Genomic DNA, 25759 nt, shown 5'->3' on the forward strand with positions numbered 1-25759 from the left:
GAACCCAAGACCCCAACATTAAAAGTGTTGTGCTCTACCTGCTGAGCTAGCGAATCAGACCTTATTGCTGTTAAGCGGGTGCAAAGATAGCTACTTTTGTTTAAAAAACAAATGGATTAAGGGAAAAAGTTTTGAGAACGACTTCTGCTTTTACTCTTCTTGTTGATTATCAGTCTGTTCAAACTTGTGAATTTTTTCTCTGTTTATGATGAAACGTTGATAGTAGGAGAGCATAAGGGTGGTAAGCGGAAGTGCTATAATCATACCCAGCATCCCCATCAATGACCCCCAAATCGATAAAGACAGTAGGATGATGGCAGGGTTCAGGCCCGTAATTTTCCCCATGACACGCGGTACGATGAATCCGTCTTGAATGGCTTGTACTATGATGAATACCGCAAGGGCCGATGCAATGATAATCCAGAAGTTTCCTCCCGTATCCGCTGCTTTCAGTATGGCCAGCACGATGGTAGGTATAAAGCCGATAATCTGTAAATAGGGCACTAGGTTTAAAGCACCGATGAACAAGCCGAGCCCAATGGCCAGTGGGAAATCAATAATCAGAAAACCTATACTGAACAGAATACCTACACACAATGCCACGAATGCTTGTCCGCGGAAGTATCTGTTCATGCCGTCTTTTACATCGTTCATCACACTGACTACGAAAGGCCGGTATTTTTGCGGTACCAGGTGGGTCCATCCTTCGGCAATGCTTTCGTAATCCAGCAATATGAAAACTATATAGAGAAGAATGAGGAAGAAAGTGAAGAAGCTGAACAGCAGATTGACGGATTCTGACAACAAGGACCAGAGCCGGGGAACGGTTTCCTTGATGGCGTTCAGCATATTCTCTTCCTTGAACAATTGGGTGACGAACTGGGTGTCTATGTTCTCACGGAGGAATTCAGAGAGTGTTTTGGGCACATTGCCGTCGTGGGTTCCGTTGGAAAAGTAGTCTATTACCAAATCTTTTACCCTGACGAATTCGTCCATCATGGGAGGCACAAGCAGATAGAAGGCGGTTCCTCCTACAATCAGAATACTGAACAAGGCGCAGAAAATGGATATGACCCGGTTCTTGAGCCTTAATCTGTACTGGAAGAAGGTGACCAGGGGGTAAATCAGATAGGCTATGAGCCATGCGATGAAGAATGGCAGCAATACGCCGCTCAAACGCTTGAAGAGCATAAGGATGCCGATAATGATGACACCGAGTATGACACCGCGGATAAAACTGTCGAATGTAATCTTTTTGCGTTCCATAATGCTCTGTTTTTTGTATTTGTTAATGACCGCTTTCCTTTTGGTCGGCTTGGATGGCTTGCTGATAGCACTCTCGGCATAGCGGTTCATACTCTTCGGTTTCCCCCAGCAGTACTTGTTTGTCGTTCTTGACGGTACGGTGGGAGAACGAGGCGAGTTGGCCGCATTTCACACAGATGGCATGTACTTTGGAAACTTCGTCTGCAATGGCACACAGTCCCGGCATAGGACCGAATGGAATACCCCGGAAGTCCATGTCCAGTCCGGCAACAATGACGCGTATACCATTGTTGGCAAGCTGGTTGCATACATCAATCAGGCCACTGTCAAAGAACTGGGCTTCGTCAATGCCCACTACATCTATCTCTGAAGTGAAGAGCAGAATGCTGGCAGACGAGTCGATGGGAGTGGAGGCTATGGAATGACTGTCATGCGATACGACATCGGCTTCGGAATAACGGGTGTCTATGGCAGGCTTGAATATCTCTACGCGTTGTTTGGCAAATTTTGCCCGTTTCAGTCTCCTTATCAGCTCTTCGGTTTTGCCGGAGAACATGGAACCGCAAATGACCTCAATTCTTCCCCTGCGTTTGGTTTCCTGTATATGATCTTCTGAAAATAATACCATGTTTTCAAGTGTTATATTTAAGCGCAAAAGTAACACTTTTGTTTGCTTTCCGATATTTTTTCATTATTTATTTCTACATTTGTAGCGTTAACACGGACTGTGTAAAGGATATGCAAACCCTATTAAACGACATAGAATTAGATATTCAGGAATTGAAATGTTTGATGCAGGCCATTTCAAGTGATGCCAATCCGACATTGAAGATTGTGGCAAAACGGAATATCCAGCAGATGAAGGCACGCTTGGAGGCGTTGCAAGAACTGCTTGAGGAGGCGCCAACGGCTGTTGTGTCGCCCCTGGAGGAACCCCCTGCTGTTACTACTCCTTTGACCGAACCGGTTTCTCCGGTCGAATCGGTTATTCCTGATACAGTGAAGATGGTATGTGAGGAACCGGAAACAGTTCCTATTTTGGCAGAACGCATCAAGCCTGCCAAGGATTTGAAACATGCCATCAGTCTGAACGATTCATTCCGTTTTGTCCGCGAACTGTTCGCAGGCGATGCTGCACGGATGAATGAAGTGGTACGACGTTTGGGTGAGGCTCCTTCTTTGGACAAGGCTATGGATATTTTTGCTTCGGAAGTGCACCCGGATGAAGAAAATGAAGCCGCCGTCGATTTTATGGAACTCCTCAAAAAATATTTCAGCTAAACGACCGATAAGTATGGGAAAACTTTATGTAGTGCCTACCCCGGTAGGAAATTTGGAAGATATGACATTCCGTGCTATCCGGATTCTGAAAGAAGTGGATTTGATTCTTGCTGAGGATACACGTACCTCCGGCATATTGCTGAAACACTTCGAAATAAAGAATGCGATGCAATCTCACCATAAATTTAATGAACATAAAACGGTTGAAAGTGTTGTTAATAGAATAAAGGGGGGAGAAACTGTAGCTTTGATTTCGGATGCAGGTACGCCAGGTATATCCGACCCGGGCTTTCTGGTAGTCAGAGAGTGTGTGCGTAACGGCATCGAAGTGCAATGCTTGCCGGGAGCGACAGCTTTTGTACCGGCATTGGTGGCTTCCGGACTGCCGAATGAGAAGTTCTGTTTTGAAGGTTTCCTTCCACAGAAGAAAGGAAGGATGACCCGCCTGAAGGCATTGGCCGAGGAGTGTCGTACCATGGTGTTCTATGAGTCTCCCCACAGATTGGTAAAAGCTTTGACGCAGTTTGCCGAACATTTCGGTGCCGAACGTCAGGCTTCTGTTTCGCGGGAAATCTCAAAGATGCACGAAGAAACGGTGCGTGGAACGCTTACAGAATTGATTGAACATTTCACGGCGAACGAACCGCGCGGTGAAATTGTGATTGTAGTAACAGGAATAGACGATTAAATAACTTCATTAACCAAACGTAAAACGAAAGCGTATGAAAAAGTTAGCAGTTTTAATTGTATGCGCGGCTGTAATGGCTTCGTGTGACAGCTTCTCTGGTGGCAGTAAGAACCAGCTGAAAGCTGAAAATGATTCTTTATTGATGGAACTGACTCAGCGTAATGCTGAATTGGACGAGATGATGGGCACTTTCAATGATATTTCAGAGGGATTCCGCCAGATTAATGCAGCAGAGAGCCGTGTGGATTTGCAGCGTGGTGCTGTGGCAGAAGGCTCTTTGAATGCCAAGCAGCAGATTGCGTCGGATATTGAATTTATCCGTAAGCAGATGGAAGAGAACAAGGAACAGATTGCCAAATTACAGTCCATGCTGAAGAACAGTAAAAATAACTCTGCCCAGTTGAAGAGGGCTGTGGAGTCCCTGACTCAGGAGTTGGTGGCAAAGACCCAGCGTATCGAGGAATTGCAGGCTGAGCTGGCTTCCAAGAATATCCGTATCCAGGAACTGGATGCTGCCGTAACCGGTTTGTCTACTGAGAAAGAAGAATTGACTGCCGAAAATGAGGCGAAGGCTCAAACCGTTGCCGAACAAGATAAGGCACTCAATACGGCTTGGTTTGTATTTGGTACGAAGAAAGAGTTGAAGGACCAGAAGATATTGACAAATACCGGACTTTTCAAAAAAGGCCAGGTGCTGAAAGATTCTGATATCAACAAGGACTACTTTACACAAGTGGATATCCGTACGACAAAAGAGATTAAACTATACTCCAAAGATGCTGATATCTTGACCACTCATCCTGCTGGCTCTTATGCGTTGGAGAAAGATGATAAAGGACAGCTGACTTTGAAGATTACAAATCCGAAAGACTTCTGGAGTGTGTCCAAGTATTTGGTAATCCAAGTAAAATAACACTGTTATAAGATTGATACAGAACGGACGCAGGTTATTGGAATTGATAATCTGCGTCTATTTTTATATATACCTTTCCTTTAAGTTATGGCATCTCAATATAAAAACCTCTTTTTTGATCTGGACGATACGCTTTGGGCATTTTCCCTTAATGCACGTGATACATTCGAAGAAATGTATCACAAGTATGACTATGGTCGTTTCTTTCGCTCTTTCCTGCATTTCTATACTCTTTATCAGCATCGTAATACAGAACTCTGGGAAGAATACGGTAGAGGGCAGGTCAGTAAGGAAGAGTTGAACCGCCAGCGTTTCCTATATCCTCTGGAGGCAGTAGGGGCGAGGGATGTTGCTTTGGCTGAGGCTTTTTCTGATGATTTCTTTTCGGTCATTCCCACAAAAAATCGGCTGATGCCGCATGCTTATGAGGTGCTGGAATATTTGGCGGGGAAATATAACCTCTATATCCTTTCCAATGGTTTCCAAGAACTGCAATGTCATAAGATGCGTTCGGCAGGTATCGACCGCTTTTTTAAGAAGATTGTTCTCTCTGATGACATCGGTATCTTGAAGCCCTGGCCCGAAATCTTTCATTTTGCACTTTCTGCCACACAATCCGAGGTGCATGATTCTTTGATGATAGGCGATAGTTGGGAAAATGATGTGATAGGAGCCAAAGGAGTGGGTATGCACCAAGTGTTTTATAATGTAACCGGGAAGGAAGAACTGCCTTTTCAACCGACTTATCATATCAGTAATCTGAAAGAATTGATGCAGATTTTGTGACATTGAAATTTTTAATTGTACTTTTGTCTGCAGAAACGTATATTATACAGCTATGGACACAATCTTACCTTTCGCTCTACTTTGTTTTACCTCCTTCTTTACGTTGACAAACCCTCTCGGCACCATGCCGGTGTTTTTGACCATGACGCATGGAATGACGGACCGTGAACGGCAGTCGGTAGTATCGCGCGCCACTTTGGTTGCCTTTATTACGATTATGGTCTTTACGTTTGCGGGACAGTTCCTCTTTAAGTTCTTCGGTATCTCTACCAATGGTTTCCGTATTGCCGGTGGAGTTATTATCTTTAAGATTGGCTTCGATATGCTGCAAGCCCGTTATACTCCAATGAAGCTGAAAGACGAGGAAATCAAGACTTATGCCGATGATATTTCCATTACTCCTCTTGGAATTCCGATGCTTTGTGGTCCCGGTGCCATAGCCAATGCCATTGTGCTGATGCAGGATGCCCACACCATTCAGATGAAAGGAGTTCTTATAGGAATGATTGCCTTTATTTATCTGATTACCTTTTTCATATTGCGTGCTTCCACGCGGTTGGTCAAAATTTTGGGTGAGACGGGAAACAATGTGATGATGCGCCTAATGGGACTTATCCTGATGGTTATTGCCGTTGAGTGTTTTGTCAGCGGAGTGAAACCTATATTGGTGGATATATTGAAAGAAGGAGGCATACCATCACTGGCACACCTCCTCTAAACACTTTATTTATAAAAACACATTGGGAAAATTCCCAAGTTTCTTTAGGCTACTATTGATTAATAGCCTGGATTTTGTTCTATGTTCGGATTGGCATTGATTTCACCGACGGGAATCAACGGGAGCGCTTTCTTGGAGTCGCGGTTGAATGTACGCGCTTCTTCGCTCAATACGTCGTGCCATCCTCTGTCATTAACGTCCGTGTAGCGTGTAACGGTTTCACCTCGGCGCATAACATCGAAGTAGCGCTGTCCTTCACCTACAAGTTCCTTGCGGCGTTCGATGTAGATGCGGTCTAATGTGATGTTTCCGCTGGTTACTTGTTTGCTTTCATCCGTTGTGCGGTTGGAGATGATATCGTTCAGCAAGTTGGCAGCCTTGTTCTTGTCTCCGGCTTGGAAAGCTGCTTCTGCTGCTGACAAGTAAACTTCTGACAAGCGCAGCAATGGGACATTGGAGTAACGTACATCTCCGTTTACAGCAGGCATTTTGTTGATGTAAACTTTACGTTTGTCAAATCCTCCTGCTGCCGCTGCCAATAATATGTCGTTACGGATGTCTGCCGGGTCGGATGTAAGCATGTCAGAGAAGTCTTTTGTGACAATTACATCTCCATATCCGGGAGAAGCGCCAGCCTTGTCTGCATATAAGTAGGCAATACCTTCACGGTCTGTCCAGTCAGTATTGTTGTTGATGGAAATCTCGAACATGATTTCTTTTGAATGATTGGCATCACTTTTGCTCCATGCAGCAACATATTCTGACGGTTCCCAAAGTTTGTAAGACGAGTTTGATATGATGTCTTCAGCTACGGATAAAGCCTTGCTCCATTCGCCTTTTGTCATATATACACGTACCTGCAAGGCTTTGGCAGCCCAAAGGTTGACATAACCCACTTCATTGGTTTTGGGCAGTGCATTTGAGTTGATTGCATCTGTCAAATCCTTTTCAATAGCCTCATAACATTGGGCTACCGTGCTGCGGCTTGGCTTTTCTGTCGATTCCAGCGGGGAGGTAGCGATGGGCACACCGGGTGAGCTGCCTTGATCTACCGTATAAGGTTTACCGTAGATACGTGTAAGGTCAAACAGTGCCATGGCGCGCAGAACTTTTGCTTCTGCATCATATTGGTCAATAGTGGCTTTTGCCTCTGCCGCGTCGGTCAGGTTGCCACTTTCTGCTGCCTGAATCAGACGGTTGGCGCGTGCTATGACTACATAAGGCATCTGCCATACGGCTGTTGAGGTGGTGAAATTGTCGGCAGTTGTATATTCCATATAGTAGTAGAAGTTTGCTCTTCCACTTCCACCGTTATATTCATATTGGATATCTTCCCCTCTCATGTCACCGTATACGAACATGAGGCGTCCATAATAATTAATCAGGCTACTGTTACCTTTAACGGCAGCATAAAGTCCCGTCCGCACATTGGCCAAATCATCGCTGTTCTTGATTGCGGTTTCAGCATCTATTCCGTCTGCGGGTGACTGATCCAGCCAACTGTTGAGGCATGATGAAGTGCTGACTGCCATAGCTGCGCAAAGCGTTGCTGTGTATAATGTCTTTAATATTTTCATTTTCGTATCTTTATTAGTTAGAAATTCAATTCTATTCCGAATGTATATGTTCTCAATGCCGGAGTCTCAAATGTGCATAGTCCGTCTACACGCATTTCCGGATCTACAAATAAGTCTTTAGATTTCCATGTAAGCAGGTTGGACCCCGAGAAGTAAATTCTTGCCTTGCTAAGTCCAAGCTTGTTGATATAGTTTTGCGGAATGCTTACACCTAATGTGAGGTTCTTCAGACGTAGATAATCAGTAGGCATCAGCCAGCGTGAAGACAGTGAAGCTACGCTTCCATATTCAAATTTAGGCAATGTGGCATTCGTGTCGCCCGGGCCGGTCCACATCTTTGAGATGTCGTAGTATGTCGGTACGGCACCACCGTATAGATGTGAACCGCCATTGGAGTGCTGCCAAGTGGAGTAGTCAAAAGCATCACCACCCAATGAATAAGTGAAAGTGAAGCCCAAGTCGATAAACTTCCATTTGAGGTTGTTGGTAAGACCACCTTCTATACTAGCCTGATGCCTGCCTACAATAGTTTTGTTGGCTTCAGAGATATTTGTAGTTGTCTTGCGGGCATTCTCTGTTCCGTCATTCAGATAGAACATTTCTTTACCGGTCTCGGCGTCGACTCCGGCGTATTCATAAACATAGTATGAATAGTAAGGTTCGCCTACACGGTGAATCAGCGGTCCTGATACGATTTCATTCTGCTGGCCATCCAATTTGGTCAGTTTGTTGCTGTTGTGTGCCATGTTCAGAGAAGTGGTCCACGTGAAATCCTTGTTTCTGAAATTGGTTGATGTAATGGTCAACTCAAAACCGGAGTTCTTCAGTGAACCGATGTTTTGCGGGGTGGTATACCCATAATTGCCATCATAATATCCGCCGACTTGTGATACGGGGAGGTCATATATAAGGTCGCTGGTTTTACGCTGATAGTAGTCGAATGTTACAGAGATACGGTCGATGAATGAAAGGTCGAGACCGATATTCCATGTTTTGTTCTTTTCCCATTTCAGGTCCGGGTTTGCAATTCCGACGATGGACATTCCTGACTGTCCATTGTATATGATTCCGTATTTATAAAGATTCATATAAGCGTAATAGTCTGATGGTTGCGTTCCGTTTACACCGTATGACACACGGAGCTTTCCATCTGTCAATACATTCTTGACAGGATTCAGGAAACTTTCGTCTATGAATCTCCATGCTCCGGAAACCGACCAGAAACTTCCCCAACGGTTTTCTCTTGCCAGACGTGAACTTCCGTCGGTACGATAGCTGAGACCGAGATAATATCTGTCTGCGTAGTTATAATTGGCACGTCCGAGGAACGAAGTCATGCGATAGCTCTGTCTGTTGGTTTCGGCACTTGTTGAACCGGCATTTGTCAATTCGTACAAATCACCCGGATAGTCTTGGCCTGCCATGTAGTTGAAAGCATATTCCGTATCTTGTGTTTCAAAACCAAGCAGGGCGTCAATATTGTGCAGACCGAAAGAGTTGATGTAAGAGAGCTGGGTTTGTGTATTCAGCTGGTCATTACGATTGACGATACGCTGCATGACACCACCGGGGGCACCATTGTTTGAGTGTCTGTCCCAAAGAACGTCATTGGTTCCTTGTGCGTAATCATAAGCAATCTTTTCACTTAAATTCAACTTGTCCCAAATATTGTAGGTCAACTTGATTGTATTGAATGCCTTCATCAGGGTATAAACGTCAGAGCTGTGTTCTCTTTCATACAAAGGATTGACTCCAAATACGCCGCAACCATTGTTTAATGTGCCGTCTTCATTATAAGGGGTTGATGAGGGGCTTTGGAAGAATGCGTAATTGGCCACAGGTCCATCATAGGAGGTAGCTTCATTAGTTTTGTTTTGTCTTACTTTTGAGAATTGGCTTGTAACCTGAACTTCAAAGTCTCCAAACTTATGAGTGAGGTTTGCATTACCAGTGAAACGTTCCAGACCTTGTTTGTAAATGATACCTTCCTGATTGGTATAAGCAGCTGAGGTGTAGAACTTGGTACGGTCGTTACCGCCAGATACGCTCAACTGGTAGTTCTGATGAGAACCGTTACGGAAAAGCAGGTCTTTCCAATCCGTCCATCCGGTCGAGGGTTTTGAAGCAAAATCCTCGATGTTCTGGTCTGCAAAAGTTGCGGCATCTGCATCGGACATGTTTCCGGTGTATAACCCGTAATTCTTGAGACCGGTCCATAAGAGTTCGCGGCGCGAGTCACCGTCGAGCATAGGACGATAATCTATTGCCATGTTTGAGAAACCCCAGTCGGAACGGAAACTTACATTTGTTTTGCCTTGTTTTCCGCTTTTCGTCGTAATGACCACAACACCGTTAGCAGCACGCGAGCCGTAAAGAGAGGCAGCAGCCGCATCTTTGATAACTGTGATAGACTCGATGTCATTGGTATTGAGTGAAGACAAAATATCAGTTCCTGCATCACTATAAGTGAACTCGGATAAGTCTCCACTTGTGACCGGTGTTCCGTCAATAACATAAAGCGGATTGTTTCCGGCATTGATGGAACCCATACCACGTACACGGATACTGCTTACAGAACCCGGATTACTTGAACTTGAGCCAAAAGTAACACCAGCGACATTACCAGAAAGTTTGTCGGCAACAGAAAGAACAGGTACATCTTCCAAGGTGGAAGTGTTTACAGTAGAAGCAGCTCCGGTAAACGATGCTTTCTTAAATGTACCGTAACCGGTAACTACAACCTCTTCAAGCAGCTCAGAATCGGATTTCAAAATTACCTTTACATGAGGTTTAATCGTTACTTCTTGGGTTTGCATACCAACAAACGAAATCACCAGAGTTTTCGCGGAACTACAATATATGTATATTGTTGAAAATTAATAATTTACAATCATTATAAAACAAGGCTTACTCTATTATATATTCTATATAAAGGTATATGGCGAAGGGAGGTAAGTGGTTTGAAGTACCCATTTCATACCATTTTGAATAATTAAAAGCTGATAATAAGCACGTTATTATTAAATTTCATTCTACCCTTTTAATTTGTGATGTACTAATTAACCCAACAAATGTTTTTTATTCAAGAATAACGATAAATTATATAGAGGAATTTATCTTGAAATATAGATTTTATCCATAAAAGTCCCAAAATTCTTTTTTGTTGAGAAATATTTAGTTTACATATATTATTTATAATGTATGAATGCGGAATATACATAGAAATATTCAATTATAATTGAAATGTTTTATATCTTTGCATATAAACTAAATCATGTTTGAATATGAAAAATTATATCTCCCGTCCTTTATACATAAAGAGAATTGAACCGTTTATTGATAAAAGTATAATAAAAGTAATAACCGGCCAACGTAGGATAGGTAAAAGCTACATTCTTTTACAGATATCAGATATCATAAAGAAAAACATACCGGAAGCCAATATCATTTTTGTAGATAAAGAGCAACTTGCCTTCACGGAAATTAGGAACTACATGGATCTTTATCAATATGTTTTAAAGAAGGTTACTGGGTATAATCATAACTATCTTTTTGTAGATGAAATCCAAGAGATTGAAGAATTCCAATTGTGTCTGCGGAGTTTATTGAACGAAAATAAATGTGATATCTATTGCACCGGAAGTAATGCTAAAATGCTGTCCAGTGAACTTGCTACTCAATTGGCAGGAAGATATATAGAATTTCCCATTCACTCACTTAGCTATGGGGAATTCTTAACTTTCAATCAACGCCAAGACTCCACCGAAAGTCTAAAACTCTATCTTACATTCGGAGGTATGCCATACATTCATAATCTAACAATGGACAAGAATGTCATATTCGAGTATTTGAGAAACGTTTATTCTACTATCCTACTAAAAGATGTGGTTGCACGTGAATCAATCCGGAATGTATCTTTTTTGGAGAATCTCGTAGCTTATCTGATAGATAATACCGGCTCTCTTTTTTCTGCCCAGAATATTAGTAAATATTTAAAGTCGCAACACGTCAACATTCCCACGCAGACAATTCTGAACTATCTAAAGGCACTGTGCAATAGTTTCTTTATTTACAAAATTCAACGAGCTGAAATCCGAGGGATGAAAATCTTTGAGATTGGTGAGAAATATTATTTTGAAGATTTGGGATTACATAATTCCATACAGCATTTTGATTTTCGAAAAGACATCAACAAGTTAATGGAAAATGTTGTATGCATTGATTTATTAAGATATGGATATGAAGTATATGTCGGAAAGAGTGGCAATAAGGAAATTGATTTCATTGCTTCCAAGGACGACCATAAAGTCTATATCCAAGTAGCATATATGCTTCCCGATGATGCAACTGTTAGGCGAGAATTTGGCAATCTTTTGGAAATAGCAGACAATTACCCCAAATATGTAGTTACAATGGATGAAATGCAAAGCGGGGGAAATTACAAAGGAATTAAACAGATTTCACTGCGAAACTTTTTGTTGGCAGAGGATAAAGAAAGATTGTAAATCTATAATTTAATTTCCAATATGAGAAGAGTAAATCAACAGATTTCCTCTGACAGATTATATGAAACAAAGTTGGAGAATCGATACAAAAGCATTGTGATATTTGCATTATAATAAGATTATAATTTTTTTTGTATAAAGCATTCACTTTATGGAGAAGAATACCCTTTCATAACCAATGGATATATATCCGCTGAATATTTTTGTGACCGTGTAGCTGAAACCGGAACATTAACCCGTTATATCACAAATGGTAACAATGTAGCTTTAATATCTTCTCGTCGTTTAGGAAAGACGGGCTTAATAGAACATTGTTTTCATCAAAAAACATATCGAAAAGGAATATTATATTTTCTTGATTGATATATATGCGACTAAGAATCTTCAAGAGTTTGTTTTTGAGCTTGGCAAAGGAATTATGAATGGTCTGAAACCACGAGGTAGAAAAGCGTGGGATTTGTTTTTAAGTTGCTTGTCATCGCTTCGGGCGGGAATTTCATTTGATTTTGCAGGAAATCCCGGTTGGAATTTGGAGATGGGAGATATAAAAACTCCTTCTATTACTTTGGATGAAATTTTTTATTATTTGGAGAAGGCCGACAAGCCCTGCCTGGTGGCTATTGACGAATTTCAAGCTATTGCCAAATATCCGGAAAAAATATTGAAGCTGTATTGCGTACCCATATTCAGCATTGCGCAAATGCAAGATTTATTTATGCAGGTTCCCAACGGCATATGATGGGCGAAATATTCACAAGTCCAGCACGCCCTTTCTATCAAAGTACAGCCATCATGGAATTACATCCAATAGACATAGGAACTTACACAAAGTTTATTAGGAAACATTTCCTCATAGCCAATAAAGACATTACAGAAGAAACTGTTCAGAACGTATATGAACGTTTTGAGGGCATTACATGGTATATTCAATTCATCTCCAACTCATTGTATGCAATGACAGCTACAGGTGAAATTTGTACGGCAGACAAAGTGAGCATAGCGATCGAAAACATTTAGTCTCAGTTGAATTTTACTTATTCCTCTCTTCTTTATCAACTTCCTCCCAAACAAAAGGAGGTATTGTTTGCCATTTGCAAAGAAGGAAAAGCAAGGGAAATAACTTCTTCCAGATTCTTGAAAACCTATAAATTGACAGCCAGCTCAGTACAAGGAGCTATAAAAGGATTGTTGGACAAGGATTTTGTTACTTGTGAACTTGGAGAATACAAGGTTTACGATAAATTCTTTGAAATATGGTTATTGAAGCAGTCTAAATAAGATTGATATGTCAGTGCATCTGCAATGATTTGTGTTGCCCTCTTTATACAACAAGAACCAGATTTCGTTATATTAAAAAAGGAGAGTATTCTAAATTTAGATACTCTCCCTCTTTTATTCATCTGATTTGCACAATCTAATGTGGCACTTTATCATTTCTGCAAATTGGGATTATTCGTTACTTCACGCTCTGGAATTTCAAAGATCAATCTGGAGTCATCGTATGAGATTGTTTCACCAGTCAATGCGTAGTTGTTGTCACCACGTACCATTGATTTGTGGAAACGTTTCAAGGTAAGTAAACCTCGTCCTTCGGCCCACATTTCTACACGCCAGTTGTAGTATATGTTTTCCAGTAATTGATCAGCATTCATATTGTCCACTTCTGCAGCCGTGGCCTGATCCCGCTGTTCTAATAGAGCCTTCAATGCTGCTTTTGCCTCGGGCAGATGATTTGCCCGTGCATTGGCTTCAGCATTTATCAGGTACATCTCTTCAACTCGCATGTAAACAATATCATTTGTCCATGTACGGTCTCCCATTGCTTTTCTTCCGGCATCATAAAATTTATACCAGCTAATCAATACAGACGGATGAAACCACTGTTTACGAGTATCTGTTTCAGGTATTTCATTATACAGATTATGGTCTATCATTTTATAATCACCTGCAGAACAGTAGCTATAAGTGAAATAATCTACCTGTCCCCAGAATGTGGGCAAACCTCCGGTGTTATCTTTGGTAATATCAAATGCCCACATCCATGAACCGATATTGATACTCCGGAATCCAGATTCGATAATTTCAGTTTCACTCATCAAAGGATATCCTGAGTTATTGATAATATCGGAAGTTAATGCAGCAGCATTCTCATATTCACCTTTGGTCAAATAAACATAGGCAAGTATTCCTTTAGCTGTCCATTGGTCGATTTGGTCCTTAGTGCCGTTGGGACGACCAATACCTGCTGATTCCAACTCTTCCAAAATATTTATTGATTCCTTCAAGTCGATAATAACCCGTTCATACACTTCCTCCACTGTGGAGAGTCCTAATGTCTCTGCTGTGGTTTGAGAACGGTAAAGAGGTATGGCCTTAGCATTTTTATCAATATCGTAAGGTTTTGCATATAAATTCACCAAATTGAAATACGAATGAGCCCTCAAAGCTTTTGCTTGTGCATAATAATTTTGGTTATCCTCATTAGCCGGTACACTTTCATCTCCTCCTACAGTGTCAAATATTTCATTGCAGGCCTTGATGATGCGGTAATAATACCTCCACAGCATGTAGGTTCTATTTTTTGTGGTAGTATTACACTGCAATCTAGCTGCATCGCTAAACCAGCCGTAGGTTTCTCCGCTCATTGCCAGATCCCCACTCATTAAATCTGTGGCAATATCAATGGATTTTTGTCCGAAATCGTCGTGATTCGTCGTACCGCCTGTCTGCCAGGCAAATGTTGTGGAATACGTACCTAATGCCTGACCTAACATGATATTAGGATTCCACACTGCATTTTCTTTTATCTGGTCAGATGAAATATATCCATTTGGATCTTCCTCCAGAAAAGATTCTTTACAGCCAGAAAGCACCAAGGCTACTAATGCAGAACAAGCTGCTATTTTATATATTACATTTCTCATATTCAAATGATTTTATTGTTAGAACTGAATCTTAATACCTCCCATAATAGTACTCAATGGAGCATACTGACTTCTGTCAGAGCCTCCGGAATCCTCATTAGGATCTGTACTGACGGTATTTCCTGCCATTGAGACAAATCCCTTACGAGCCGAAATGAACATCAGGTTGTCACCGGAAACATAAACCGACAAGGAACCAATGTTCATTCTATTCATCCATTTTTTAGGGAATGTGTAGGATAATCTTACATTGGATAAATTCAAATAAGAACGACTGGTAATGAACCGAGTAGAAGATGCATTTGTATATTCGTCATATCCGGAAGTTAAACGTGGCACGTCTGTTATATCACCCGGCTTTTGCCAACGATTTTCAATGTCATTATGCCAGTTTCCACTACCAGGTGTATTGTTAGACATTAATGTAGCATATACACCGTCGTAAGCATATCCTCCTAAGCTATAGGAGAAAGTCGTATTTAATTCGAAACCTTTAACAGCTAAATCAAAACCGAATCCCCCTTGTAAAGTCGGAATACCTGATTTCCCGACATATTTCTTAGTTGCGTTGTTATAATCGGAGGTCTTTTCTACTTCCAAACGCTCTATCTTATTGTTTTGCTGGTAAGTTACCATATCTGTAATCAAGTCCTTGCTTCCATCGGCTTTTACATTATAGTATGAGTTGTATAATGCCATACCGGTTTCTGGATCTACACCGGCATATTCTCTTATATAGAAATCATACAGAGAATGTCCTTTCGACCATCCGTAAGCACCTTGTATCTCCAATGGCTTTTCTTTTCCTGTGGTATCATCCATAGGCATCTGGGTCATTTTATTCTTATAATGTCCACCATTAACACGTAAATCAAGACTTATATCATTCGTTTTCACAAGATGTGCCACCAAAGAAAATTCGAGACCCTTATTGACCATTTTACCGTCATTGACGGGGTATTGTGCATATCCCAGCGATGGAGATACTTGCTTTAGGAACAACATATCTTTGGTAGTCTTATTGTAGTATTCCACTTCACCTTCCAAAATATCGGCTATATTAAACTCGATACCAGTATTCCATGTTTCGCTGCGTTCCCATGTCAAATCAGGATTACCTTTATATTTAAAGCTAAAACTGATTTCATCATTCAGGTTACCGATCGTATACAAATCATTGTAAGGATAATAACCTGCAATGGTAGGATTGGTGATAAAGTCTTGGTTACCCAACACACCCCAACTTAACTTGTATTTCAAATTCTTCAACCAGCTCACGTCTTTCATGAAATTTTCGTTAGTGATGGCCCAGGCGGCGCCGATAGAACCGAATGTTCCCCATTTCTGCCCTTTGGCAAAACGTGATGAACCATCACGTCTTAATGTTCCATGAAAGAAATATTTATCGTTATAATCATATCTAATTTGTCCGAAGTAGCTTTCCATGTCAAACCCGTAGGTTTGAGAATCCATATAGTCCATAATTACAGCATTAGACCATTCTGTATTGTTAGGACGAACAATCTTTGATTTCTGGCCATAGTTGTCAGATGACTTGTAGAATGTAGATTCATGCGCAACGAATGCATCGAGATTGTGCACACCAAAACTTTTCTTCCATGACAATATCTGGTTTGACGTGAAGCTGAAGAATGTACTCATGTTTTTGAAAATACGTCCTAACCCCTCTGCATCACCATAATATGGATTTGTCAATTCATTGTTTTTTGTACCAAGATATTGCAATCCAAAGTTTACCGTTCCTTTGAAGTCTTTCAAGAAAGTTGCTTCAAACATGGCATTTCCGTTGAATGAATGAGACTGGTACTCATTCTTGTCCAATTGAATCGCTCCGGCTGGATTTACGCCTGAAGCGTAAGGACGTCCATAACCTTCAGCCATACCATAATCATACAGATATCCTCCGACCACATTATCCTTTATTTTATTGCCATCTGCATCACGTTGGAATACCGGAAATATGGAAGGCATAAAATTAATGAATTGGAAACCATTGTTCATGTTGTCACCTTGACCGGGCTTATTCAGTTCCATATAGCTATAAGCCATATTAACATTTGATTTCAACCATGAGGTGATGTCTTGAGACAGATTGGAACGGGCATTAAAACGTTCAAAATCCGAACCTATATAGTATCCTTCATCTTTCAAGTAACCGAAAGAGGTATAATGTGATAACTTGTCGCTACCTCCTGATATCTTAACATTGGCTTCTACTTTTTCTCCTGTACGGAAAATATAATCTTCCCATTTCTCCGGAGTAAATTTGCGGACTACACCTGCCTTCATTCTTCCAGTAACAGGATCTATCAGATTTTTACCTTCAGCCTTCCACATATTATATACGGGGGCAATACCGTAATCTGCATCAAAAAGGTCTTCGCTTGCATATTGTTTGGCAGTAGCTTCATCCTTAGGATTGTTCGCGCGGTACATATATTTGTTTTTAATACCTTCCCATGTCAGTTCAAGAAACCTTTCAGGATTTTCCATCGTGTCATAAAGAGGAATTATACGGGTGTTGATACCATATTTTACATTTGCCTCAACCTGCGTTTTTCCTTTTTTACCTCTTTTGGTGGTCAGCAAAATTACTCCATTGGCAGCTCTTGAACCATATAGAGCTGTTGCTGTTGCGTCCTTCAATACGGTAGTTGACTCTATGTCTGAAGGATCAATTCCACTTAAATCTGAACCAAAGGGGATTCCATCCACTACATACAGCGGAGCACGGCTTGAATTTACAGAACCTAAACCGCGAATTCTGATGCTTGCATTTGAGCCGGGTTGTCCACTAGTTGAAATAACTTGTACACCTGCTACTTCACCGGTTAGCGCTTTAGATAATTCGGACGGATTTTTGTTAGCAATACGGTCTCCTTTAATTTCAGTAGCGGAACCTGTGAAGGATCTTTTTGTAGCAGTACCATAGGCAACAACTACAACTTCATCCAAAAGTTCAGTATCACTCTGCATGACAACCCGTACATGCGGCTTAATTGTAACCTCTTGAGTCTGCATGCCGATGTACGAAATTACCAGAGTTTTCGCGGAACTACAATGTGTATAATATATTGATAATAAAGAATATACAATAAGTCAAAGAATTGGCTAAAACAAGGAATACTCTTTTCAAAGCTGTCCTATATGGGTCTACAATAAACAAAACCTTACTTATGTGATACCATTAATAAATGTAATATTTTGATTAATAGCTGTTTGAGTGTCAATTAATGTACTACGGTTGTAAAATTAGTATTCCTCTTTTTAAAAGAATGGGTAATTATGTCAATATCTATTATTTGTTTGTTTTTCGTTGAATATTTACTTGTATTACTTATTTCATCCATAAGAATATTGCATTTCATGTAAATACTATTTTAAATTACAGAATAACCATTCCCATTTCAGATAGAGATAAATATTAGTTTATTCCTATTTCAAATATAGGAAGTCTGTGTTTGCTGTATAAAAAACTAATGAACTTATGAGATCATTTCTAAAGGAGCTTAATAAATTACTTTATAGTTTCTTGTGTAAAAGTTCAAGGAGAAATTCATTTTATACAAATTATCGTCTCTAATTGGTATTATCGTAATGTGCATTACGATAATAGTGGACTTGATGTAAAATGATAAGGTGTATTATGAAATTCTATAGTCGAAAAAAGAATTGGCAGTTTTAAAGAATATAGCAGAACAGTCTCAAGAAGAATCGTAAATGACGGTTTTAGGCGTATCGGTAAGACCTCACTTTTATTGAAGCCAACGGATGGAAGACCGGCATTGTATTTTTTCATTTTACGAATTGGTAAAAATTGAACACAATAATGAACGGATAGATTGGGGGATATTGAAGAAAAAAGGAGAATATTTTCTCACAATCAACAAAGAATGGGAAAAACTGCTCTGTTTCTTATAAAGGGCTTTTTGGGGAAGATATGTAATCTTGAAATAACACTTCTCCTGAAGTCTTTTGTAGGATTAAGAGAAGAAAAGCCACCCATTTCACAATGAGTGGCTTCTCAAAAACACTTTATTATGAAATTCCGGTATGTTCAACCGGATGAATCATCATAGTTGTCGCATTATTATTGTTGGGGTAATGCAGCTTGATTAGTCTGCACAGATAGCGCTTCTGTGTTATTTTTTCGTATAACATGTCCTTTGAGGTATTAATTCTGGTCGCTCGGAGAAAGCTGAGAATTATTCTCTATTTCAGAGAGAGGTAATTGGTAAAGGAACGGCCTGTCTTCTTGGTTATAACGGAACTTACCGGCAGAGAAGTGATTATTATTTTCTGCGCCCCAAGTTTCATCTGTACGATCTACAGGAATATTCAAACGACGATTATCAATATATTCCAAACCTTCACCCCAGAACTCTACACGTTTCTGATAAATGATTTCCTCTATCAGGTCAGCCTTGTTCGTGAAAGTGTAATTATAATCGGGCTGGCGAGTCTTCATAAAGCTATTCAGTTCAGTCACTGCTTCTACAGAACCCTTGTGAGCCAAAGCTTCCATTTTTATCATGTAAGCTTCTTCTGAACGCAGGTAAATATAATCTCCCAGTTCCCATCCGCTGAACACACCGGCCTTGATGTTATCACGACCTGTACCGATAAATTTTACAGCTTGGTATTCCACGGCAACTGGAGACTGAGTGTCACGAATCAATGTTATACGATTACCGGAAGCATCTGTTACACCTGTAGAACGGTCGCAGCAGAACCATTGCAGACGGATATCAGTATCCGCGATACGGTCTACTAATGGCTTAAAGGCAGCGCGCCATACACCGATGCCGGCATAACCATCGCCATAAGTATCCATCTGCGAGAAGAAAGACATATAAGTTGTACTATTGTCTGCTGTAACATCGCTACCGAATACTACATCCGGCAAGCTGATATTACTGAATCCTTGGAGTATCTGGTCTTCACTCTGCAATATAGGGAAATTATCAATCACCACTTGCGCATACTTTATCGCCTCATCCCATTCATGGATAACCATATTTGCACGAGCCAAATGCATAGCTACCACGCAGCCATCCATATCAGTGGGTGAGGAAGTACGCGTCATATCCAAATTCTTGAACAAGTCGAAAGCAGTAGTAAGGTCACTCTTGATTTGTTCATAGATTTGGGCTACAGTAGCACGTGGCTGGTCACCTTCTGTATCCTCTGTAATAAGCGGTACACACGGAGACTGGGAGAAGTCATATTTCTCTCCACGGCCCCATTTCGTTCCATCCGCACCGGTATAGTAGGAATGCTGATATAAGTAAGTCAGTTGTAAGTAGGCATAGCCACGGAAACCAAGGGCAATGGCACGATATTTCAAATTGGCGGGATCTTCACTGCTGGGGTCAATCAGCTTGAGGATATTGTTGGCATTGGCTATGACGCGATAGTACTCTTTCCAACGGTTGTTGGTCGGAGTATAGTTCTGTTGCCAGTAATCCAGCAAATAATGATACATACTCATGGCGAAACGTCCGGTCATAATCATATCGTTGCCCATCAGCGATGTTAAGTAATCAAAACTCTTTTGACCGAAATAGTTGTGACTCATATTGACGTCAACATACTGTTGCATATCAGTATACATACCTGCCACAGCAGCTGAAAAAGCCTTATCAGGATCTTCCTGAGCCACATTGCCCAGTTGGTCTTCAGTCAAATAAGCGGTAACATCAGCATCTTCAATGCAAGATGTAAGCAGGCCTCCAGCAAGAAGCACCTGCATCATATATTTCATTATCTTCATATACAATTTTATTTTTTAGTTTAGAATGTAAGGTTGATACCTCCGGAAATCACACGCATCGGAGAATAGCCTCCATATTCATCATCAGAACCAGCCATTGCTACACGAGGGTCAAATCCCTGACGTTTGGACCACAAGCCGAGATTATCTGCCGTAGCATAGATACGCAGTTTCTCAACACCCAATTTCCGCATCAGGTTCTTCGGCAATGTGTAGCCCAAAGTGATGTTACGGATGCTGAAGTAGCTGGCCTTTATCAGATTGAGGTCTGATTGCTGAGTGAAAGAGTTGGAAGCATTGTCAGCATTCCAAATAGGAAGTGAACCTTGACCGGTCTCAGGGTTGAATGTTTTCCACATATCCTTATTATGACCTACGTAGAATGAAGAGCTCATACCGGACAGATAAGAATAGTCATAAGCATAGCCACCAATTTGGAAAGCCGTTGCTATAGAAAGGTCAATTCCCTTGTAAGAGAAAGTAGTGCTCAAACCACCGTTGAAATCGGGCAGTGCAGATTTTCCAATGAAGTAGCGGGTTGCGTCTGCATAAGTGGTGGTGGTAGTACGGCCTGTCACTTCCCCTTTCTCGTTTGTCTCATCCATGTACCACATGGCATTTCCTTTTTCATCCATACCGGCATACATATAAGTATAGTATTCAAAGCGGCTCTTACCTTCGCGCAGGTTGAACGGACCGGAAGTGATACCATTTTCACGGTTTTCTTCGGGCAGTGTCACGATGCGGTTCTTGTAGTGAGATCCCACGAGCGATACCGTCCACTTTAGGTCGGGCTGATTGAAAATATCCACATTCACTTCAAACTCTATACCAGTGTTTTTCATCGCACCCAGGTTTTCCCAGTTATACGGACGTCCGGCTGTAGAGTAAGCTACAGGGCGCTTGAAGAGCATATCGTCTGTACGACGATAAAAATATTCGAATGAACCGTATACTCTGTCGAATAGACGGAAATCCACTCCCACGTCAAAAGTCTTCTGCTTTTCCCAAGTCAGGTCCGGATTACCGTAGAATTCCGGTGAATAACCCAACTCTGAACCATTCCAAGTAACTGTGTATTGGTCTTGATAAGGCGTGTACACATAGGCATAGTCATACTCCGAAAGGATGCTTTCATTACCTTGGGTACCATAAGACGCACGCAGTTTCAAGTCGTTCAGCCAAGAGTTTGTACCCTCCATGAATGCTTCGTTGGAAATACGCCAAGCGGCACCTACCGACCAGAAATTACCCCAGCGGTCTAAGAAGCGAGAAGTACCGTCGCGACGGAAGGCTGCAGAAAGATAATATTTGTTGCTATAGTCGTAGTCTGCCATACCGAAATACCCCTCGATGTTATGGTTTGCCGTGTAGCTGTTAATGTATTGCATTTGTCCACCGTTGTCCAGTTCCGGATTGTTCGGATTAAAGAAGTTGGTCTTCTGTCCTGCTAAATACTGATATTCATACTTATAGTACTCGTGACCTATCTTGGCCGACAAGTGGTGGTTATCGCCAAATACATTGCTGTAGGCCAGAATCTGGTTGAAGTTGGTAGTCGTAGTGTTGTAGCTTCCTTTTGTACCACGACCACCGAAAGACTGTCCGTCACCGATGAGCGGAGTGTAGAATACTGTCTGGCTACTGTTCGTGAAATCATAACTGTAGTTTGCTGTAAACTTGAAATTCTTCAAGAACGAGATTTCCAGATACGAGCGTGAAGTCAGATTATTGTACACAGTTTCACGAATATCCTCTTTCATATTGGCTATCACATTCTGGTTAGTAGCCGTAGGACGTTTAGATGTACCGTCTGTCTCACCGTTTCCGGCATCATACATAGGATTTCCGTCCTCATAATATTTCATATTACCTTCTGCATCATAGGCATGAACCGGGAAGATAGGAGCCCAAGATCGTGCCACCTCAAAAGGATTGGAGGCAGCTCCGGCATTCTCTTGTACACCATTCTGAGTTGCTTTGGAATACCCTACATTGGTACCTACCTTCAACCAGGATTTCAACTGAGAGTTAACGTTGGCACGAGCCGTAAAGCGCTCATAAGAAGAACCTAGCACATAAGAGTCATTGTCCAGAAAGCCCATAGATACATAGTAATCTGTGCGGTCATTACCACCCGATGCAGATACATTATACTCTTGACGGAAGGCATTGTCGAACAAGGCATCGGCAAACGAATCATTATAACGCAGACGTGCATTAGGGTTAAGTTTTCCATCTGGTGTTACCAGATACTCTCCTTGCGGGATGATATAAGCATTGTAATTACCCAGTTCGCCCAGCAAATCCTGACTGGCTGCTAAATTAGAGTCTTCAATGGATTTTCCAGCCGCCCAATAGGTGTTACGAAGACCATACCAAGACAAACGGTAGAACTCTCCCGGATCAGTAGCCATATCATAGTCCTTGTACGCACGCTGTGCCACACCCCAGGAACCGTTAAAGTTGATGGCCACCTTGTCTTTGCGTCCGGTCTTGGTAGTAATCATGACCACACCACCTGCTGCACGGGAACCATACAAAGAGTTGGATACAGCATCTTTCGACACGTTCACTGAAGCAATGTCTGTAGGGTTGATATCCGACAACTTGCCGTTGAAGGGCACACCATCTACTACAATCAGTGCATTGTTGCTGGCCGAAATAGAACCGATACCGCGTAATACGATATTGGCATCTTGTCCCGGCTGGCCGGAAGAACTTACAACTTGCAAACCAGCCACAGCTCCTTCTAGTGCATTGGACACGGATGTAGCTTGTGAATTACTGATAATCTCATTCTTTACACTGCTGATAGAACCCACCAAATCTTGTTTACGTTTAGTGCCATAAGCCACTACTGTTACTTCATCAAGTATCTCTGTATCAGGCATCATAACCACTTTTACGCTCGGTTTGATTACCACTTCTTGAGTCTTCATACCGATGTACGAAATCACCAGAGTTTTCGCGGAACTACAACACTATTATTTTATTAATAATCAAGCGATTATACCATGTAATAGAAATCACTATAGCGAAATTTCCTTTCTCACAAGGTGTATGTATAGGGGTACAATGTATAAAACCTTACTGCTGTGATACTATTTGTTGGATTAATGACTTGGTTATCATATGTATATCATAAAGTTAATACGTTGCTTAAAGATTTTAAATGATTCTTCCTCTTATATGAAGAATATCTTTTGTCAACATCTATCATCCTAGCTGCTTTCAATGAAGCATTTACTCTACATTGTCATTTTATTAGCGAAAGTACTAAAGTCTATGTAAAAGAATATTTCAATAGCTTCAAAAAACAGTAAACTCAAAACTTTGTGATTAGCTAAACAATCAAGACAACTGTTGTTTCTTCATAACAGTTTTCATCATTTTTGCTTCCACACTTCCACCCGCTCCTTGTATCCCTCTATTCATCGGCATTACAGACGCTGTGGAAGCAATGCAAAAGTGTGGAAGCAAAATTTGCTTCCACACCTCCAATCAGTCTTAAATATTGATAACACACCAATGTCAATCTTCTATTTACACTATACTATACTTAATTGATTCTCAGCAATTTCTTACTGCAAAATTTTGCAAACCTATTGCAGCGATACTGCAAAGCTGTTGCAGTGGTACTGCAAACTAATATGCAGCGCGGCTGCAAGCAATATGCAGTGATACTGCAAACAATATGCAGTGGTACTGCAAAACGTATGCAGTGAGTTTGCAGCGAGCAGGCTGAAACTGAATAGTGAGTGAACAGACTTTAAAGGAGAAGTATATGACTAATGATATGAAAGTGTAGTATCGACTATGCTAAGTTCGTGTTTTTTTAGGTAAAGGCATGAGTGCATGGTTCTTTTCTAAATCATGCACTATAGTCATATCCATTACATTTGTATACACTTGTGTGGTTTTAACACTTTTATGCCCCAATAATTTTTGCACCGTTGTAATGTTTACTCCATTATAAATCAATAGAGTTGCATTAGTATGGCGAGCAGTGTGGAATGAAATTTTTTTTGATAAACCAGCTAGGCGGGAAATCACAATTAAATCCTTGTTCACATTAGAGTTATCCCTTAAATGAAAGAAGCTTTGTAAGTCATCCCGATATTTGTCCAGAATAACAAGCCCTTTTCCTTCGAATAAGAGATAAAGAGGTAATCTGACTTCTGTACTCGTCTTTATGGATTTATAAATTAGCCAGGTTTCTTGACGAATCTCCACGATGTTATCGGGTGATAAACTGATAAAATCAGAATATCTCATTCCTGCATAGCAACAAAACAAGAATGCATCTAAAGTCTTTTGCAATTTAGTATATCTGCCAGCCAAGCTTAATTTCTCCAACTTCTCCAACTCTTCAGGAGATAAGTGCGTATGCTTGTTTTCTATAGTTTTAATCTTGTACTTTCGAAAAGCGTATTTTTGTATCTCCATATAATCCTTGTTGATGGCGACATTTATATGTCGCTTCAGATGCTTCATATGTTTGGCTATCGTATTTGTGTGATAACCTCTTGATTGCAAGAAATATTCAAAGGAGGATATGAATTCGAATGTTAAATCAGAAAAGGTTACATCCTTTTTGAACTGTTGTAATAATGAAAGAGTGGAGAGATGATTTCGTTTTGTACTTTCTTTTAGAGTAGAGTTTGCTATCTCTTGCCTAAAAAAAGGAATAAAAGAGGTTTTGTTTTCGCTTGTGCTCAAAACATCTTTTAGTAACTCTAATGAAATACGCCTTCCTTGCTGCCACAATTCCAACTCTTTTTTTTCTATCATAGCCATGAACTCATATATCAATCTATTCAGCGCATCTGCATTAGGATGATTCTTCACAATAAGCTTTTTATTGTCCCACTGTTCTGGCTTTAAATAAACTTTGGTTGAAAAATACTTTTTCTTTCTGTCCAAATAGGCTTCTACTTGTACCAATGCCATTCCTTTTTTATTCAGGCTTCTTTTTCTGTTGTACACTAGATTGTAAATAATCTTACTCATTTTACTTGATTTTAATTAATACCAATAACAAATAAGACGATATTCTGTGCTCGATGGGATTAGAATAAGAATTAATATCTCTAAAAAGTGTCTTTTTGTGTTTAGCTATTAATCGGTATTTAGCCTCCGGGAACTCTCAATTTGTTTCAAAATCAGGTCCGTTCTCTGTTTTAGCGGCTTATTTATTAACCATTTTGTTTTAAAATATGTGTATTTCTTGGAAAAATCATCCTAAAAGAGGGAATCATAGTGATAGTAAACATAAGCCAGTTTAGGTTTTTTAAGTGTGAAAAA

Annotated in this window: 15 protein-coding genes, 1 tRNA gene and 1 pseudogene (1 of these 17 running past the window's edge); 7 read left to right on the forward strand and 10 right to left on the reverse strand. The window is 40.7% G+C overall.

Annotated elements, in window-relative coordinates:
• From DXD78_RS20990 to DXD78_RS00565, 3 genes are all read right to left on the reverse strand, one after another.
• Positions 1-56 (reverse strand) — tRNA-Lys (locus DXD78_RS20990); it reaches 67 nt to the left of the window's first position.
• A 94-nt stretch (positions 57-150) separates the two neighbouring features.
• Entirely contained in the window at positions 151-1266 is a 1116-nt protein-coding gene (locus DXD78_RS00560; RefSeq protein ID WP_009037213.1) for an AI-2E family transporter, read from the reverse strand.
• Positions 1267-1288: 22 nt separating this feature from the next.
• On the reverse strand, positions 1289-1894 hold the full coding sequence (locus DXD78_RS00565; RefSeq protein WP_005828444.1) for a thymidine kinase: 606 nt from the start codon (positions 1892-1894) through the stop codon (positions 1289-1291).
• Positions 1895-2004: 110 nt separating this feature from the next.
• Here DXD78_RS00565 and DXD78_RS00570 point away from each other — a divergent pair, with 110 nt between their 5' ends.
• The 5 genes from DXD78_RS00570 to DXD78_RS00590 all read left to right on the forward strand — a co-directional run bounded on the left by DXD78_RS00570 (position 2005) and on the right by DXD78_RS00590 (position 5652).
• Entirely contained in the window at positions 2005-2547 is a 543-nt protein-coding gene (locus tag DXD78_RS00570; RefSeq protein ID WP_009037212.1) for a hypothetical protein, read from the forward strand.
• Between the two features lie 13 nt (positions 2548-2560).
• Positions 2561-3235, forward strand: a complete 675-nt coding sequence (rsmI, locus tag DXD78_RS00575; RefSeq protein WP_008665787.1) for a 16S rRNA (cytidine(1402)-2'-O)-methyltransferase — start codon at positions 2561-2563, stop codon at positions 3233-3235.
• 34 nt (positions 3236-3269) lie between these two features.
• Positions 3270-4148 (forward strand): hypothetical protein, encoded by an 879-nt coding sequence (locus DXD78_RS00580; RefSeq protein WP_005835026.1) that lies wholly within the window; start codon positions 3270-3272, stop codon positions 4146-4148.
• Between the two features lie 87 nt (positions 4149-4235).
• The gene (locus DXD78_RS00585) at positions 4236-4934 is read left to right on the forward strand and encodes a YjjG family noncanonical pyrimidine nucleotidase (RefSeq protein ID WP_008665786.1); all 699 of its coding nucleotides are present in this window, start codon (positions 4236-4238) and stop codon (positions 4932-4934) included.
• 52 nt (positions 4935-4986) lie between these two features.
• Positions 4987-5652, forward strand: a complete 666-nt coding sequence (locus DXD78_RS00590; protein ID WP_008665785.1) for a MarC family protein — start codon at positions 4987-4989, stop codon at positions 5650-5652.
• Positions 5653-5711: 59 nt separating this feature from the next.
• Here the strand turns inward: DXD78_RS00590 and DXD78_RS00595 are convergent, their stop codons facing one another.
• Both DXD78_RS00595 and DXD78_RS00600 read right to left on the reverse strand, forming a co-directional pair.
• Positions 5712-7229, reverse strand: coding sequence for a RagB/SusD family nutrient uptake outer membrane protein (locus DXD78_RS00595; protein ID WP_008665784.1), 1518 nt, complete (start codon positions 7227-7229; stop codon positions 5712-5714).
• A gap of 17 nt (positions 7230-7246) precedes the next feature.
• The gene (locus tag DXD78_RS00600; RefSeq protein ID WP_317126626.1) at positions 7247-10090 is read right to left on the reverse strand and encodes a SusC/RagA family TonB-linked outer membrane protein; all 2844 of its coding nucleotides are present in this window, start codon (positions 10088-10090) and stop codon (positions 7247-7249) included.
• A 423-nt stretch (positions 10091-10513) separates the two neighbouring features.
• Between DXD78_RS00600 and DXD78_RS00605 the strand changes: the two genes are divergently transcribed.
• On the forward strand, positions 10514-11734 hold the full coding sequence (locus tag DXD78_RS00605; RefSeq protein WP_005828427.1) for an ATP-binding protein: 1221 nt from the start codon (positions 10514-10516) through the stop codon (positions 11732-11734).
• A 135-nt stretch (positions 11735-11869) separates the two neighbouring features.
• A pseudogene (locus DXD78_RS00610) lies at positions 11870-13012 on the forward strand (ATP-binding protein).
• 152 nt (positions 13013-13164) lie between these two features.
• Here DXD78_RS00610 and DXD78_RS00615 read toward each other — a convergent pair.
• From DXD78_RS00615 to DXD78_RS00640, 5 genes are all read right to left on the reverse strand, one after another.
• Positions 13165-14658, reverse strand: coding sequence for a RagB/SusD family nutrient uptake outer membrane protein (locus tag DXD78_RS00615; protein ID WP_005828414.1), 1494 nt, complete (start codon positions 14656-14658; stop codon positions 13165-13167).
• A gap of 18 nt (positions 14659-14676) precedes the next feature.
• Positions 14677-17775 carry a SusC/RagA family TonB-linked outer membrane protein gene (locus DXD78_RS00620; RefSeq protein ID WP_347781439.1) on the reverse strand — a complete coding sequence of 1033 codons (3099 nt, stop codon included), beginning with the start codon at positions 17773-17775 and terminating at the stop codon, positions 14677-14679.
• Between the two features lie 1078 nt (positions 17776-18853).
• On the reverse strand, positions 18854-20452 hold the full coding sequence (locus DXD78_RS00630) for a RagB/SusD family nutrient uptake outer membrane protein (RefSeq protein ID WP_117652452.1): 1599 nt from the start codon (positions 20450-20452) through the stop codon (positions 18854-18856).
• A gap of 20 nt (positions 20453-20472) precedes the next feature.
• Positions 20473-23415 (reverse strand): SusC/RagA family TonB-linked outer membrane protein, encoded by a 2943-nt coding sequence (locus DXD78_RS00635; RefSeq protein ID WP_074668631.1) that lies wholly within the window; start codon positions 23413-23415, stop codon positions 20473-20475.
• Positions 23416-24274: 859 nt separating this feature from the next.
• Complete coding sequence (locus DXD78_RS00640; RefSeq protein WP_005824324.1) at positions 24275-25465, reverse strand: site-specific integrase; 1191 nt, start codon at positions 25463-25465, stop codon at positions 24275-24277.
• Between the last annotated feature and the right edge of the window lie 294 nt (positions 25466-25759).

Origin of the sequence: Bacteroides sp. D20 (assembly GCF_003436255.1) — a bacterium.
Taxonomy (GTDB): Bacteria; Bacteroidota; Bacteroidia; order Bacteroidales; family Bacteroidaceae; genus Bacteroides; species Bacteroides uniformis.